The 14,935-nt window shown below is 65.9% G+C and carries 12 protein-coding genes; 7 read left to right on the top strand and 5 right to left on the bottom strand.

Features of this window, described 5'->3' with window-relative positions; translation table 11 throughout:
• Positions 1-14: 14 nt before the first annotated feature.
• Positions 15-3,971, bottom strand: a complete 3,957-nt coding sequence (locus SIN08_RS13810; protein ID WP_322452178.1) for a hypothetical protein — start codon at positions 3,969-3,971, stop codon at positions 15-17.
• 402 nt (positions 3,972-4,373) lie between these two features.
• Here SIN08_RS13810 and SIN08_RS13815 point away from each other — a divergent pair, with 402 nt between their 5' ends.
• Positions 4,374-6,353 carry an acetyl/propionyl/methylcrotonyl-CoA carboxylase subunit alpha gene (locus SIN08_RS13815; protein ID WP_322452179.1) on the top strand — a complete coding sequence of 660 codons (1,980 nt, stop codon included), beginning with the start codon at positions 4,374-4,376 and terminating at the stop codon, positions 6,351-6,353.
• Positions 6,354-6,619: 266 nt separating this feature from the next.
• Here the strand turns inward: SIN08_RS13815 and SIN08_RS13820 are convergent, their stop codons facing one another.
• Entirely contained in the window at positions 6,620-6,886 is a 267-nt protein-coding gene (locus SIN08_RS13820) for a sel1 repeat family protein (protein ID WP_322452180.1), read from the bottom strand.
• A 366-nt stretch (positions 6,887-7,252) separates the two neighbouring features.
• On the opposite strand from SIN08_RS13820, the gene SIN08_RS13825 reads away from it, so the two are divergent.
• The gene (locus SIN08_RS13825; protein WP_322452181.1) at positions 7,253-7,597 is read left to right on the top strand and encodes a DUF2147 domain-containing protein; all 345 of its coding nucleotides are present in this window, start codon (positions 7,253-7,255) and stop codon (positions 7,595-7,597) included.
• Positions 7,598-7,729: 132 nt separating this feature from the next.
• Here SIN08_RS13825 and SIN08_RS13830 read toward each other — a convergent pair whose 3' ends face one another.
• Complete coding sequence (locus SIN08_RS13830; RefSeq protein WP_322452182.1) at positions 7,730-8,434, bottom strand: glutathione S-transferase family protein; 705 nt, start codon at positions 8,432-8,434, stop codon at positions 7,730-7,732.
• Positions 8,435-8,633: 199 nt separating this feature from the next.
• Between SIN08_RS13830 and SIN08_RS13835 the strand changes: the two genes are divergently transcribed.
• The 4 genes from SIN08_RS13835 to SIN08_RS13850 are packed head-to-tail and all read left to right on the top strand — an operon-like array spanning position 8,634 to position 11,615.
• Positions 8,634-8,828: a hypothetical protein gene (locus tag SIN08_RS13835; RefSeq protein ID WP_322452184.1), complete on the top strand. Its 195-nt coding sequence runs from the start codon at positions 8,634-8,636 to the stop codon at positions 8,826-8,828.
• Positions 8,821-9,009 (top strand): hypothetical protein, encoded by a 189-nt coding sequence (locus SIN08_RS13840; protein WP_322452185.1) that lies wholly within the window; start codon positions 8,821-8,823, stop codon positions 9,007-9,009. The genes SIN08_RS13835 and SIN08_RS13840 overlap by 8 nt, the downstream gene beginning before the upstream one ends.
• A 41-nt stretch (positions 9,010-9,050) precedes the next feature.
• A complete protein-coding gene (locus SIN08_RS13845) occupies positions 9,051-10,547 on the top strand; it encodes an AMP nucleosidase (RefSeq protein WP_322452186.1) in 1,497 nt (498 codons plus the stop codon).
• 45 nt (positions 10,548-10,592) lie between these two features.
• Positions 10,593-11,615 carry an endonuclease/exonuclease/phosphatase family protein gene (locus SIN08_RS13850; protein WP_322452187.1) on the top strand — a complete coding sequence of 341 codons (1,023 nt, stop codon included), beginning with the start codon at positions 10,593-10,595 and terminating at the stop codon, positions 11,613-11,615.
• 70 nt (positions 11,616-11,685) lie between these two features.
• Here the strand turns inward: SIN08_RS13850 and SIN08_RS13855 are convergent, their stop codons facing one another.
• Together SIN08_RS13855 and bluB are read right to left on the bottom strand one after the other, a co-directional pair.
• Entirely contained in the window at positions 11,686-13,392 is a 1,707-nt protein-coding gene (locus tag SIN08_RS13855) for an electron transfer flavoprotein-ubiquinone oxidoreductase (RefSeq protein ID WP_322452188.1), read from the bottom strand.
• A gap of 115 nt (positions 13,393-13,507) precedes the next feature.
• The gene (gene bluB / locus SIN08_RS13860; protein ID WP_322452189.1) at positions 13,508-14,176 is read right to left on the bottom strand and encodes a 5,6-dimethylbenzimidazole synthase; all 669 of its coding nucleotides are present in this window, start codon (positions 14,174-14,176) and stop codon (positions 13,508-13,510) included.
• Between the two features lie 159 nt (positions 14,177-14,335).
• On the opposite strand from bluB, the gene SIN08_RS13865 reads away from it, so the two are divergent.
• Positions 14,336-14,923, top strand: a complete 588-nt coding sequence (locus SIN08_RS13865) for a hypothetical protein (protein ID WP_322452190.1) — start codon at positions 14,336-14,338, stop codon at positions 14,921-14,923.
• Positions 14,924-14,935 lie beyond the last annotated feature (12 nt).

Genomic DNA, 14,935 nt, shown 5'->3' on the forward strand with positions numbered 1-14,935 from the left:
ATTTCGAGGCGGTATCATGCGGGGGTTGTTTTCCAGAGTTCGGTGAGGGCGCGGCGGACGGTTCGGGTGCGGTCCCTGGCGAGGCGGCTGTCGGCGGCGGCGTCGATGTAGGCGAGGCGCAGCACCGAGGGCTCGGCTTCCAGGAGGTCGATGAGGGTGAGGAGCTGGCCGTGCCATTCGGGCTTGAGTTCCACCGTGCCGGGCAGGAAGGCGGCGTCGGAAAGGTCGAGCCGGACGACGCGGCCGATGGCGGCGCCGAAGTTGAGGCGCGAGGCCTTGCCGGCGGTCAGCCGCACCGTGCGCGGGTTCTCCGTCGTTAGCCGGTAGCCGGTGGGCAGCGTGCGCGGGTCGAGCTTCATGATGAAGGTGGAGCCGATGCGCTGATCGGGCAGGTCGGCGCAGGCGACGTGGAAGCGGCCGTGCTTGTCGGTGGTGATGCGCAGGCCCTTGACCGTCGTCACCCTGACCCCCGGCAGGCCCGGCTCGCCGGCGTCCTGGTAGCCGTTGCGGTTCAGATCGTCGAACACCTTGCCGATGAGGTCGCCGCAGTCGAACACCGGCTCGGGGACGATCTCGACCTCGGCCCGCGCCTCCTTCGAGAGGAGCCGGCCGTCGGCACCGACGACGCGCGCCCGGTTGACGTACTTGCCCGGCTGGGCAGCGCCCGACGGCATCAGCGACAGGGTGATGACCGTCTCCTGGTCGGTGATCGTCAGGCCGGTAAAGGAGAGCGTCCGGCCCTCGACCGCGGGCTCGACGGCGCGGCCGTCGAGGCGCGCCGTACCCTCCACATAGGAGAAGCCGGCCGGCATGATGTCGATCACCCTGCCGGTCACGGGATCGTCCGTGGTCGAGGCGACGGTGATGGTGTAGGGCACGCGCTCGCCGCGGCGTATCTCGGTCAGCGCCGCCACCTTGGTGATGGCGGCGCCGGGCAGCGACAGCCCGCCGGAGGTGCCGGGCGCCGGCTCCGAAGGCGGCGAGGTGATCTTCTCGCCGTCCGGCGTGGTGCCGGTGGCCGTGGCCGTGTTGGTGACGCCGTTCCTGACGCCGACGGCGTGGTCGATGTCGGCCTGGGTGAGCGTGTAGGCGGCGGTGAAGTCCTGCGTGTCCTTCGGCGCCAGGGTGACCGGCCCCGGCGTGAAGGCCGACAGGGTGCCGGTGCCGGGCTTGCCGTCGAAGCGCGGGCCCTCGTCGTGGGGCGCAACGTCGTGGAGCGTCACGTTGCCCGTGTTGGTGACGGTGACGGTGTAGAGGAGCCGGTCGCCGGGATCGGCCGCACCGTTGCCGTCGACGTCCTCGAACACGCCGCCCTTGACCGTCGACAGCGCCCCCTTGCGCGGCAGGTCCACCGCCACCGGGTCGTCGGGAATGTCGTCGCCGTTCAGGTCGACATCGGCGGCCTCGCCCGGATCGTCCGACAGGTCCTCGACCGTGCTGCCGTCGGGGGCGCCGCCGCCGGCGCGCACCTGCGCCAGCGCCAGGCCGGCGTCGATGTCGGCCTGGGTGAGCGTGTGGGTGGCGGAAAGGGTCGCCGTTTCGTCGGCGGGCAGGCTGGCGAGGGGGCTGCCGTCGACGGCGAGCGTCAGGATGCTGGCCGGCACGCCCGGATCGGGCGCGGCCACGCCGGCGACATCGACATTGGTGAGCGTCACATTGCCTTCGTTGTAGACGGTGACCGTGTAGGCGACCGTCTCGCCCGCCTCGGCAAGGCCGTCGTCGTCGGCGTCGTCGAAGGCGCCCGTCATCTCCAGCCGCACGGCAGGCTTCTGCTGGAACGCGATCACCGTCGGGCCGGTGCCGCCCTCGCCGTGCGAGTCGGCCATCACCGTCGTGCCGTCGGGGGCGGTGCCGTGCACCGTGGCGGTGTTCTCGAAATGCCCGCGGTCGATATCGGCGGGCGTGATCGTGTAGGTGGCGGTGAAGGTGGTTTCGTCGCGCTCCTGCGCTTCCAGGCTCGCCAGCGGCCCGCCCGAAACGTCCGCCTTGTCGTCGTCGATGGTGATGCCGGTGAGCGTCACATTGCCGGTGTTGGTGACGGTGAAGGCATAGGTGAGGGTCTCGCCGACATCGGCGTAGCCGTTGTCGTTGGTGTCCGCGAGTTCCACGGTCTTGACGAGGTCCAGCTCCGGCTGCTGGTCGAGCACCAGCCGCGTCGGGTCGTCGGGGTAATGGTCGCCGTCCTGATCCTGGTCGGTCGGGTCGGCCGGGTCGTCCGACAGCGCCGCGACCCGCGTGCCGCGCGGCGAGACGGCGGTGGCGGTGGCCTGGTTGACCACCTCCCCGGCGTCGATGTCGGCCTGGGTGACCGTGTAGCTGGCGCTGAAGGTGGTGCTGTCGGTCGCCCCCGGCGCCAGGCTGGCCAGCGGCCCGCCCTGGACGGTGGCCCTGTCGTCGCTGACGGTCAGGTTCGACAGCGTCACATTGCCCGTGTTCTCGATCGTGAAGGCGTAGTCGATCGTCTCGCCGACATCGGCAAAGCCGTCGCCGTCGCCGTTGAGCGTGGCTTCCTTGAGGAAGTCGGCGGCGATATCCTGCGCAAAGACCACCACCGTCGGATCGTCCGGCTCCCCGTCCCCTTCCGAATCCACATCCGCCGCCTCGTTCGGATCGTCCGAAAGATCGGTGAGCGTACCGCTGGAAGCCTGCGCATGCGCCGTCGCCTGGTTCTCCAGCCGGCCCGAATCAATGTCAGCCTGCGTCAGCGTGTAGGTGAGCGAGAACGTCTCCACCGCACCCGATGCCAGGCTGGCGAAGGTGTTCGGGATCGTCAGCAGCGGATCGGTGAAGCTGACGTTGGTCAGTTCCACCCCGCCGGCGTTCTCCACCTCGAAGGTGTATTCGATCGTCTCGCCCGCGTCCGCCTCGTCGTTGCCGTCCGTGTCGATGAGCCGGGCGGATTTGCGCAACTCGAGATGCTCGTCGAGAATCGTGTAGACCGACGTGGTGCGCGCGCCGTCACCGCAAGTCTGGGTGCTGAAGAGAAGATAGTCGTTCGGCCGTTCGACCAGATGGATGACGATCGTCTCGAACTCCTCGTCGAGAGCGTCATCGATGATCTGCATGCCCAGCGGAATGCGGTCGCCGGCATAGACCCCCGGATCGATGACGACGGTGAAATCCTCCGTCCCGCTCGGTGTCGTGAAGTCGTCGCCCAGCGTTGCCGTCCCGCCGCCCACTTCCACCGACACCTCCACTTGCAGGGGCGCGATGACGTTGCCACTCACCAGAAGCTGCGGCAGAGCCGCATCCGGCTCGTGCTCCACCCCCGACCGGTCGCTCTCCAATTCAATGACCGGGTGCATGGTGAGCTGGATGTCATCCAGAAAATTGCCGAGATCCGCATTCCCGTCGGCGGTCGATATGGCTTCAAAGCCAATCTGCTGGGTACCGGCCGCGCCGCTCCAGACAAGCGTTCCATCGTAGTCGTACCAGCCGTTGGGTCCGGGATTGGCATGACACTCGTTCTGGGAAATGTTGCCCTCGACGAAGCACTCCTCGATACCGCCTGTGCCCGAATTCCCCGTACCGACACGCACGACCTGGTTGCTGTTCCCGTCCCCCAGCTTGAATTCCATGACGTCGGTGCCGGAATAGCCGCGATGGCTGAAGCGCCAGTGGATGTCGTCCCCCGGCAACAGACAGACAGACTGATAGATTCGGGAAGCATTCGCGTTCGCGTTCAACTCGGCATATTGACCTCCGCTGCGCGCGGGGAAGCCGTGCCGGCCGCTCTGCTGTAATTCGATCAGAGGTCCATTCCCTGAGCCGCAGTGCCCCCCTCCGGGCGGATGCGTCGTCTCCCAGCCCGGAACCGAATCACTCACAAGCCAGACCCAATCGCCGCAGGTCTGGGGCTCTTCGAACCCCAGATTGAGGAAGCTGCGCTGGATCTGCGCCTCCGCCTGTGTCGTCGCGCCGGCAAGCATGAAGGCGGCGGCGAGCGCCGCGGCACGAAAGGTGCTTCGCACGGCCCGCATCCACGAAGCCGATCCCCCGCTTCGCGCGTCCCCGCACCGCAAAGGCTCCACTGCGTTGCGTGTCTCGGCCATGGAGGAAAGGTGGCTTACGTGTGCTGTCGGCATGGAATATCCCGTTGACTTGATGTGGCAATGGATGCCCGGAGCGGGCGTACACATGTACGGAGAACGGGTACGAGACGGCGCCTCCCGGAACGAAGCGCAGGAAATCGGCCTCAGGATAGAAAGGGAGCGGCGTTTACGTCAGTTTCAAAGACGTATGTTTACGGAAACATGGAGGTATCCGACGTGCTGGTCCCGCCGGCCGGCACGCTTCCAGGCATTTCGCGGTTCGGGCAGGCGGGCTATAAGAGCTTCACCGAGGCCGCACCGGCACCTGCTTGAGAAGAGGCCATGTTCAAGAAGATCCTGATCGCCAACCGCGGCGAGATTGCCGTTCGCATCATCCGCACCGCGCAACGGCTGGGAATTGCGACGGTGGCGGTCCATTCGGACGCGGACGCGCGGGCACTGCACGTGGCGATGGCGGACGAGGCCGTTCACATCGGCCCCTCACCCGCAAGCGAAAGCTATCTCGACGGCGCACGCATCATCGCCGCCGCACAGGCCACCGGGGCGGAGGCGGTCCATCCCGGTTACGGTTTCCTGTCGGAAAACCCCGATTTCGTGGAGGCGGTGGAACGGGCCGGGCTCGTCTTCATCGGCCCTTCGGCGAGCGCGGTTCGCGCGATGGGCTTGAAAGACGCGGCCAAGCGGCTGATGGAGAAGGCGGGCGTGCCGGTGGTGCCCGGTTATCACGGCGAGGCGCAGGAACTGGTGGTGCTGGCCACGAAGGCGCGCGAGATCGGCTATCCGGTGCTCATCAAGGCGCGCGCGGGCGGCGGCGGCAAGGGCATGCGGCGCGTCGACGACCCCGACCGCTTCTCCGAGGCTCTCGCCGGAGCCAAGCGTGAGGCGAAGGCGGTTTTCGGCGACGCGCGCGTGATCGTGGAGAAGCTGGTCGAGAAGCCGCGCCACATCGAATGCCAAGTCTTCGGCGACCGCCATGGCAACGTGGTGCACCTGTTCGAGCGCGACTGCTCGGCCCAGCGCCGGCACCAGAAGGTGGTGGAGGAGGCCCCCGCCCCCGGAATGACGCGGGCCATGCGCATGGCGATGACGGATGCGGCGGTAAAGGCGGCGCAGGCGATCGGCTATCGCGGTGCCGGCACGGTGGAGTTCATCGCCGATGCGTCCAAGGGGCTGAAGCCCGACCGCTTCTGGTTCATGGAAATGAACACGCGGCTGCAGGTGGAGCATCCGGTCACCGAGATGGTGACGGGTGTGGACCTGGTGGAGTGGCAGTTGCGTGTGGCTGCTGGCGAGGCGCTTCCCCTCCCCCAGGAGGCCATCGCGCTCCAGGGCCATGCGATCGAGGCGCGGCTTTACGCGGAGGATCCGACGCGCGATTTCCTGCCGGCAACCGGCCGGCTCCACCACTTGCGTTTTCCGGAACGACTGGACGGCGCCAATCTGCGCATCGATACAGGCGTGCGTGCGGGGGATATCGTCTCGCCCCATTACGACCCGATGATCGCCAAGCTGATCGTTCACGCGAGCGACCGCGAACACGCGCTTGCCGGGCTGCGCACCGCGCTCGGCGAGACACGGATCGCCGGTTGCACGGTGAACGCGGGCTTCCTGGCGCGGCTGATCGACGATCCCGACTTCGCGGCGGGCCAATTCGACACCGGGTTGATCGAACGCCACCGGGAAGCGCTGATCCGGGTGGCGGAGCCGGACGGAAAGACCGTGGCGCAGGCTGCGCTCGCAGCCTCCGGCGCCGCCTATCGGCCCGAGGCCACGGATCCGTTCGAGGCGATCTCGGCCTATGCCCACTATCATCCACCCGCGCACCGGCGCACCATCCATCATGGCGGGCGGGCACTGCCGCATGCGATCACCGGGCTTGGCGACGGGCGCTTTGCGGTGTTGCTGGAGGGTACCAAGGACGCGGTGACACTGTCGCCGGCGGCGGATCGGGAAACGGCCGCGTGGCCGGGACACGTGACGCTGTTCAGAGGCGCCGACAGCCATACCTTCGCACTGCAAGACCCGTTGGAAGACGCCGAGGCGGCGAGCGGCGGGGAAAGCCTGCGCGCGCCGATGCCGGGGCTCGTCAAGCTGGTCCGCGCCACCGCTGGGGAAAAGGTCAAAGTGGGACAGCCGCTCCTGGTGCTCGAGGCGATGAAGATGGAGCACACGGTCACCGCGCCGCATGACGGGATCATCGCAGAGATCGCCGCCGAGGGCGCCCAGGTGAGCGACGGGACGGTGCTGGTGCGGTTTGCCGAAGCGGCCATGCCGTCCAGGGCTGGACGAACGGAGAACTAGGTGGGACGAATTCAGCGGGATTGCCGGGCGTGCCTTCGCCCTCGCCCTTCGACAGGCTCAGAATGAGGACGAAAGCAGTTGGAGCTGTGGTACGACACGAACCTTCATGGTGAGCCTGTCGAACCAAGGGCTGCCGTACGCATAGGATAACGCCGCGCCGGCGCTCGGCCGGTCGCGGCGTTCTTCAGCAGCGTATCTCTGTCCGCCCGCCCCCTTTCGTCGCCAGCGGACGATACGTGCCGGCGCCCCCGCACTACCCGGTGTTCTCAGTGGGCCGTCATCCATTCGCGCGCTGCGCGCAGGGCACGGGCGATGTCGGCCTTGGACATGCCTGCCGCGAGTTCGGAACGCATTTCGGCGGCACGGCCGGAGCCCTTGATCGCGGCGATGTTGAACCATTTGTGGGCGGCGACCAGGTCGACATCGCAGTCACGCCCGGTCGCATACATCATGCCGAGTTGGAAAAGAACGTCGGCCTGCGTACCGGCGCCGATCGCGCCGGAAGCTGCCTCATGAAAATCGAAACGCGCCATTTCAAATCCCCGTTTTCACCCTGAGAGCGGCCCGCCATCTTGTTGTTTGTAGCGGTGCTGCGATGGTTTCGAAGGATGAAGCCGAGGCTTGAAATCGCCGTTAAATAGCTTGATTAATTTGAAGAAAACAAAGTTCAAACATTCGGTAAATAGGCGGAATCCGTTAAGGATGGAAACCCCGGCAACGCCGGTGTTTGAAAGTGGGCGGCCGGCAAAAAGTTAATGCCCGCATCAACCCTTTGCTAACCACGACAAAAGCCGCACCGACGTGAATGCTTCACCTGCGGCGCTAGCCAACCGCACGAAACTTCCCCGAGGCGGCCAAATCCTTTATCCTTACGTGTGCGTAAGCTGGGGAGGAAAAGCATGTTCCGCAACACGCTCCTTCTGGCGGCGCTCCTGGCGGTATCGGCCGGGCCAGCGCTTGCCGATCCGATCGAAGGACGGTGGAAGACGCGGTCCGGCAACACCGCCGAGATCGCCGCCTGCGGCCAGGCCTTCTGCATCACGCTCAGGAGCGGGCCCCATGCCGGCAAGGCGGTCGGGCGCTTCGAGGCGCAAGGCGACGGCAGCTATTCCGGCACGGTGACGGACCCGAAGAACGGCAAGACCTACAAGGGCAAGGGAAGCCTGGAGGGGGACGTCTTCACCATGGGCGGCTGTGTGCTGGGCGGCCTCATCTGCCGCAACGAGCGCTGGTCGCGGCTATAGCGGTTCAGCCCCTTCGGGGAAATTTGCAGGAGGCAGCAAGAGCGTGGCGATGCCGCGCGCGATTACGCGCGCACTCGTGCTGACTGTCCGGCGGGACGATCCGGCGAACGGCCGCCCCGCCCCTGCTTCCCGTCAGGCGCGGGCGCGCTGTCCGAAGAGGACCTTTTTGGCCTCCTCGTCCTCGGCGATGTTGCGGCGATGTTCCTGGCCGACGGCGAGGCCGCGCTCCACGGCGGGCCGCGCCGTCACCGTCTCGAACCAGCGCTTCAGATGGGGGAAATCGTTGAGGTCCTGTCCCTGGTTCTCGTGCGGCTTGATCCAGCCGACGGAAGCGATATCGGCGATGGAATAGTCGCCCGCCAGATACTCACGGTCGGCCAGCCGCTTGTTCATGACGCCGTAGAGGCGATTGCACTCGTTCGTGTAGCGCTCGATGGCGTAGGGAACCTTTTCCGGTGCGTACTGGCGGAAATGGTGTGCCTGGCCGGCCATGGGCCCCAGACCGCCGACCTGCCAGAAAAGCCATTGTTCGATTTCGACGCGCTGCCGCTCGTCGGTGGGATAGAAACGGCCGAACTTGCGGCCGAGATACTGCAGGATGGCGCCGGATTCAAAGATCGAGATCGGTTCTCCGCTCGGTCCCTCGGGATCGATGATGGCGGGCATGCGGTTGTTGGGTGAAATTTTGAGAAACTCCGGCCGGAACTGCTCGCCGCGGCCGATATTGACGTAGTGCACCTCGTACGGCACCCCGAGCTCCTCCAGCAAGATGCTGACCTTCCAGCCGTTGGGAGTCGGCCAATAGTGGAGCTCTATGGGGCGGTTTTGGGCTGTCATTCGCTGTCTCCGTTTTTCTCGACGCGTGCAGATCGCGAGGAACGGCCCCGGCCTTCGCCGGCGCACACTTCTGCTTCCAACCCACCTCATATGAGCACTCGTGCCCGGTAATCAAATTGAACCGGTCATGAACGCGCGTCTCAGCACCGGTTCAGTGCGCCTCGGGCAATATGGCCAGCGTAATCGAGGAAACGCCTTCATGCTGACGCGCTGCTTCACCGCCATCTGCCTGGGAACATCCCTCATGGGCATGGCGGCCGCCATCTTCGCGGCACAGGCCGGCCGGCACGGCGCGCCCGGGATGGAGGCGTTTCCCTGCAATGTGGAACAGGGGATCCGGTGCCCTTCGCAAGAAGCGCCCGGCCCCGCCTACAGGGGCGGAAATCATGACTGACACGCTTTCACAGGTCTCGCGCGCGGCACCAAGAGCCCTGGTTTTCCTTTCGTTGCTGATGTTGCCGGTCATCGCCATGGGCAGCGTGCACGGCGGCGAGGAGGACATCATCGCAGGCAGCTACAAAGCCTCGAACGGCGCCGGGCTCGTGCTGGTGATCAGCCTGAAGCGCGCCCGATGATTGTGCCTCGAAACGGGCGCATAGACTTCCTATAATGGGTTATGGACAAGCGAATCTATCCAAAGCCCATTGAGACCATAGAAAGCCCCGAGCCGATCGCACGGGAGAGCTTTCACGACGCGCGCAGCGCCGTTGACGCGCTCAGGGCGATCTACGACCGCAACACCGCCTTCCTGCGCGCAGCGTTCGACGACATCGCCGCGACCGGCCGGTGCGACCGCCGATACCGTGCCTTCTATCCCGAGATCAGCGTCTCGACGTCCTCCTTCGCCCAGATCGACACGCGGCTGGCCTACGGACATGTGCCGACTCCCGGAGTCTACACGGCGACCGTGACGCGTCCGGATCTTTTCGACACCTATCTGATGGACCAACTCGAGCTCATCATCCGCAATCACGGTGTGCCGGTGACGGTCGCCGAATCGGAGACCCCGATCCCCCTCCACTTCGCCTTCCTCAAGGATACCTACGTCGAAGCCTCGCTGCCCGACCGGCTGAAGCGGCCGCTCCGGGACCTTTTCGACGTGCCGGATCTCGGCGCCATGGACGACGATATCGTCAACGGCACCTATGATCCGGGGCCCGGCGAGCCGATGCCGCTTGCGCCCTTCACGGCCCCGCGCATGGACTTCTCCCTGCACCGCCTGTCACACTACACGGCGACGGCGGCCGAGCATTTCCAGAATTTCGTCCTGTTCACCAACTACCAGTTCTACATCGACGAATTCTGTGCCTATGCACGCGCGGCGATGGCGGCCGGCGGAGAAGGCTACGAATCCTTCGTCGAACCGGGCAACATCGTCACCCTGGCGGGCGAGGAAGCACCACGCGATGCCATGCAGCGCATGCCGCAAATGCCGGCCTATCACCTGAAAAGAAGCGACCATTGCGGGATCACCATGGTCAATATCGGGGTGGGTCCGTCGAACGCCAAGACGATCACCGACCACATCGCGGTGCTGCGCCCGCATGCCTGGCTGATGCTCGGCCATTGCGCCGGCCTGCGCCACACCCAGGCCTTGGGGGATTATGTGCTGGCGCACGCCTATGTGCGCGAGGACCACGTGCTGGACGACGACCTGCCGGTATGGGTGCCGCTGCCCGCGCTTGCCGAGGTGCAGGTGGCGCTGCAGGAGGCTGTGGCCGAGATTACCGGCCTTTCCGGCTATGAATTGAAGCGCATCATGCGCACCGGCACCGTGGCCACCATCGACAACCGCAATTGGGAGCTTCGCGACCAGCGCGGACCGGTGCAGCGCCTGTCACAGTCGCGCGCCATCGCGCTCGACATGGAATCGGCGACGATCGCCGCCAACGGCTTCCGTTTCCGGGTCCCCTACGGCACGCTCCTGTGCGTCTCCGACAAGCCGCTCCATGGCGAGTTGAAGCTGCCGGGCATGGCCACGGACTTCTACAAGCGGCAGGTCGCGCAACATCTGAAGATCGGCATCCGGGCCGTCGAAAAGCTCGCCGCCATGCCGCCGGAGAGGCTGCATTCGCGCAAGCTGCGCAGCTTTTCGGAAACGGCTTTCCAGTAGGTGTGGCAGCCTTGTCCGTAGGCACAGTGGCAAAGGTCTCTCACCGTGGCGCCTGAGGCCTCGGCGCGCCGCTCCGGTCGCGGGCTGACCGCCCCCTTGCTGGCGCTCTGCGCCACGCTGCCGACATTGCCGCTTGTGATGGGCTATTGGGGGGCGCTGCACCCTGCCTTCGATGCGCTGGTGCATTTCCGCATCCATCTGGCCGCCGTGGTCGTGCTCGCGGGCCTGCCGCTCCTTCTTTTCCAGGGTTGGCGGCGGATCGGCCTCACCGCGATGGTTCTCGGCCTGACCGCCATTGCCACGACGCTCGCCCTGCCGATCCGCGACGTGCAAGCCTGGGCGCGCGTCGAGCCAGCCAATGGGGCGCGCTACCGGCTTTTGCAGCTCAACCTTCGTTATGACAACAGAACGCCGAAACAGGTGCTTTCGCTCATCGGCCGCGTGGAGCCGGACGTGATCACGCTGGAGGAGGTTTCCGCCATGTGGCGTGAGGAGATCGCGCTTCTGCGGCACGCCTATCCGCACCAGATCATCTGTCCGCCTCCCACGCCGGTCGGCGGGGTTGCCATCCTGTCGCGCAGGCCGTTCCTGCACCCCTCGCGGGCGCAATGTTTGGACCGCGGGGCGCTGGCGATTGCAACGGTGAATTTCGGCGGCACCGCGGTCGATGTCGCCGCACTTCACCTCGGCTGGCCGTGGCCCTTCGAACAACCCTGGCAGATCCCGCGTGTTTCGGCGGCGCTTCAGCAACTCAGCGAGACCGCCATTCTGGCCGGCGATTTGAACGCCGTTCCCTGGAGCATTACCGCGCGACGGATAGCGGCGGCGGGAGGGCTCGCCCGGCTAGAAGCCATCGGCCCTTCGTGGCTCGCACGACCATTGCCGAACGCATTAAGGCGCACGGTCGGCCTGCCGATCGACAACATCCTCGTGAAGGGCAGGCTTGTGCCACTCGACACCCGGCGGCTCGACGATGTCGGGTCGGACCACCTGCCGGTGCTCCTGGAGTTCTCCGTGCAGCCCGACACCGCACCGCGCGAGATGATGCAGGCCCGGTTACGGCAATAGGATGGATAAGGCAGTCAGGCAATGAGTTCGGGCGAGTTGCGTCCCCGACTGCCCCACTCACCTAACCCCCTCACATGTTCTGATAGACCGGCCCCTCGCCGCCCTGCGGGGGCACCCAGTTTATGTTCTGGTTCGGGTCCTTGATGTCGCAGGTCTTGCAGTGCACGCAGTTCTGCGCGTTGATGACGAAGCGGGCGTGGACGTTCTCCGCTGCGGGGCCGCCCTTTTCGGCAGCGCCCGGCCCGCCGGCGAGCGCATTGCCGTCGTCGTCCACCCATTCGTAGACCGCGGCCGGACAATAGCGGGTCGAGGGTCCGGCAAAGATCGAGAACTCCGACGCCTTCTGCAGTTCCATGTCCTTCACCTGAAGGTGCACGGGCTGGTCCTCCTCGTGGTTGGTGTTGGACAGGAACACCGAGGACAAGCGGTCGAAGGTCAGCACACCGTCGGGCTTGGGATAGTCGATGGGCCGGTGTTTTTCCGCCGGCTCCAGCGTCTCGTGGTCCGGCTTGCCGTGGCCGAGCGTGCCGAGCGGGGAGAAGCCGAAAAGGCTGTTCATCCACATATCGAAACCGCCGATGCCGACGCCGAGCCAGGTGCCGAAGCGCGACCACAGCGGCTTGACGTTGCGCACCTTCTTCAGGTCGCGGCCGATATCGGAAGTGCGCCAGGCCTCCGCATAGGCGGACAGCTCGTCATTGGCACGACCGGCGGCGATCGCCTCGGCCACATGCTCGGCCGCCAGCATGCCTGACAGCATCGCGTTGTGCGAGCCCTTGATGCGCGGGACGTTCACGAGGCCGGCCGAGCAGCCCACGAGGACACCGCCCGGAAACGCCATCTTCGGCACGGACTGGAAGCCGCCCTCGGTGATGGCGCGCGCGCCGTAGGAGATGCGTTTTCCCCCCTCGAAGGTGCCGCGAATGGCGGGGTGCGTCTTGAAGCGCTGAAACTCCTCGAAGGGCGCCAGGTAGGGGTTCTTGTAGTTGAGGTGGATGACGAAGCCGACCGCGACGAGGTTGTCGTCGAAATGGTAGAGGAAGGACCCGCCGCCGGTTCTGGCGTCGAGCGGCCAGCCAAAGGAGTGCTGCACGAGGCCGGGGCGGTGGTTTTCCGGCTTGACCTCCCACAGCTCCTTGAGGCCGATCCCGTATTTCTGCGGCTCGCGGCCTGCGGCAAGCCCGAAACGCGCGATCAGTTCTTTGGCCAGCGAACCGCGCGCGCCCTCGCCGATCAGCACGTATTTGCCCAGGAGCGCCATGCCGGGCTGATAGTTCGGGCCGTGGGAGCCGTCGCGCTCGACACCGAGATCGCCGGTGGCGACGCCGACGACCGCGCCGTCGTCGTTATAGAGAACCTCGGCGGCGGCAAAGCCCGGATAGATCTCGACGCCCAGGGCCTCGGCCTTGTCGGCCAGCCAGCGGCAGACATTGCCCAGCGAGACGATGTAGTTGCCGTGATTGTTCATCAGCGGCGGCATGAGCGTATTGGGGATCCGCATCGAGCCTGCCGGTCCGAGCACCAGGAACTGGTCATCGGTGACGGGCGTCTTGAACGGGTGGTCCGCTTCCTCGCGCCAGCCAGGCAGCAGCCGGTCGATACCGACCGGATCGACCACCGCGCCGGAAAGGATGTGCGCGCCGACCTCGCCGCCTTTTTCGAGCACCACGATGGAAAGCTCCGGATCGAGCTGTTTCAGCCTGATCGATGCGGCAAGCCCCGCCGGTCCGGCGCCGACAATCACCACATCGAACTCCATGCTTTCGCGTCCGCTCATTCGTTCCTCCACGGTCGCCACGACTGGCTGCCTTCACCCGGCCCGGCTATAGCGCATCGAACAGCGCTGCGAAACAACCCGGGTGCGGCGGATCCATTGAGGAAGACATCCGGACCTACCGCTCAAGCCTGCATACGGCCGGAGTCGACCGCTCTTCCCAGCCGGCCCGCTCCAGCGCCGGCACACTGTCTTCCTCCCGCGGGTAACCGAGGCAGAGATAGCCGATGAAGGTCCAGCTCTCCGGCACCTCCAGCGTCGCGGCGATCTCCTGTGGATCGAGGATGGAAACCCAACCGAGCCCCACCCCTTCCGCCCTTGCAGCCAGCCAGAGCGTATAGACCGCCATCACGGTCGAGTATTCGATCATCTCGGGCATGGTGCGCCGGCCGAGGCCGTGGCCCTTGGACGTGGTGCGGTCGGCGAATACGGCGACATGGCAGGGCGCTTCGTCGAGACCCGCCAGCTTGAGACGCGCGTAGCGCGCCGCCCGTTCGCCAGGCTCGGCGGCAAGCGCCTCGGCGTTGCAGCGTTCGAAATTGCGCCTTACGGCGGCGCGTCGCCGTGCATTGCAGACGGTGACGAAACGCCACGGCTCACTAAGCCCGACAGAGGGAGCAAGGCAGGCGACATTCAAAAGGCGCTCCAGAAGACCGTCGGGCAGCGGGTCCGGCCGGAAGCGGCGGACGTCGCGGCGCCAGACGAGAAGGGCCTGCAGCTTTTCCCGGAAGACGGCATCGAAGACGGGAGCGCCTGGAGGGAGATAGTCAGCAGAAGTGTTCGCCATGTCGCTCTCCGCCCGCGCCATCCCGGTTGTCGTGCCGTCACCGTATTTGGATCGGCTGCAAAGTGCCAAGCGGCACGCGGAGAAATTCACCGCAGAGATTCCCGCAATGCCGGCGCCCGGCTATAATGAACGGCGCTGGCGCGCATGGGAGGCCCAACCATGCCCGGTATCTTGCGACTTGCAGCCGCTTTCGCGGCGCTCTTCCTGCTGGGGGCGCAACCGGCGGACGATGGAAGCTGGCCGGCGGGCGGATTTTCCTTTTCCGACGAGTTGGGCGGTTTCCGGATCCTCGACGTCAGCGGCAGGGGCACGAGAGCAGATCCGATCGTGCTCACGCAGGAGCTTTATTCGGCGAGCGCGGTGGTTATGGTGATCCGTATCCCCGACCGGAGCGCTGCCCTCTCCACGCAGACGCGCACGGGCATGACGCTCTATCTGCAACTGAACACGCTCAACGCCAGCGGTCTTCCCTGGGTCGAGTTCGCCTTCGAGCTGCAAGCGCAACTGGGAATACCCAGCACCTTCAGCGACGGACTTTCCTTCGACCAGGTCGCCAGAGAACCGACGACGATCACCTCCGATCGCTTCGCCCTGTACACCCGCGATTTCGAGCCCTCCGACCGCCTCCTCTTTCGACAAGGCCACGTCGATCCACGGCAGGAGGCGGTATTCTCCTTCCTCATCACCGATCTCACGCCGACATACCAGTTCCATCTGGTGCAGGATCCGCGCATTCCGTCTTCCTGAGCCCTTGCATTG

Origin of the sequence: Chelativorans sp. M5D2P16 (genome assembly GCF_034427935.1) — a bacterium.
In the GTDB taxonomy this organism is placed as follows: Bacteria; Pseudomonadota; Alphaproteobacteria; order Rhizobiales; family Rhizobiaceae; genus Chelativorans.

Coding starts and splice junctions, on each gene's coding strand:
- SIN08_RS13845 (WP_322452186.1), top strand. CDS start 9,051: ATGGACAAGCGAATCTATCCAAAGCCCATTGAGACCATAGAAAGCCCC.
- SIN08_RS13820 (WP_322452180.1), bottom strand. CDS start 6,886: ATGGCGCGTTTCGATTTTCATGAGGCAGCTTCCGGCGCGATCGGCGCC.
- SIN08_RS13825 (WP_322452181.1), top strand. CDS start 7,253: ATGTTCCGCAACACGCTCCTTCTGGCGGCGCTCCTGGCGGTATCGGCC.
- SIN08_RS13815 (WP_322452179.1), top strand. CDS start 4,374: ATGTTCAAGAAGATCCTGATCGCCAACCGCGGCGAGATTGCCGTTCGC.
- SIN08_RS13830 (WP_322452182.1), bottom strand. CDS start 8,434: ATGACAGCCCAAAACCGCCCCATAGAGCTCCACTATTGGCCGACTCCC.
- SIN08_RS13835 (WP_322452184.1), top strand. CDS start 8,634: ATGCTGACGCGCTGCTTCACCGCCATCTGCCTGGGAACATCCCTCATG.
- SIN08_RS13865 (WP_322452190.1), top strand. CDS start 14,336: ATGCCCGGTATCTTGCGACTTGCAGCCGCTTTCGCGGCGCTCTTCCTG.
- SIN08_RS13855 (WP_322452188.1), bottom strand. CDS start 13,392: ATGAGCGGACGCGAAAGCATGGAGTTCGATGTGGTGATTGTCGGCGCC.
- SIN08_RS13840 (WP_322452185.1), top strand. CDS start 8,821: ATGACTGACACGCTTTCACAGGTCTCGCGCGCGGCACCAAGAGCCCTG.
- bluB (WP_322452189.1), bottom strand. CDS start 14,176: ATGGCGAACACTTCTGCTGACTATCTCCCTCCAGGCGCTCCCGTCTTC.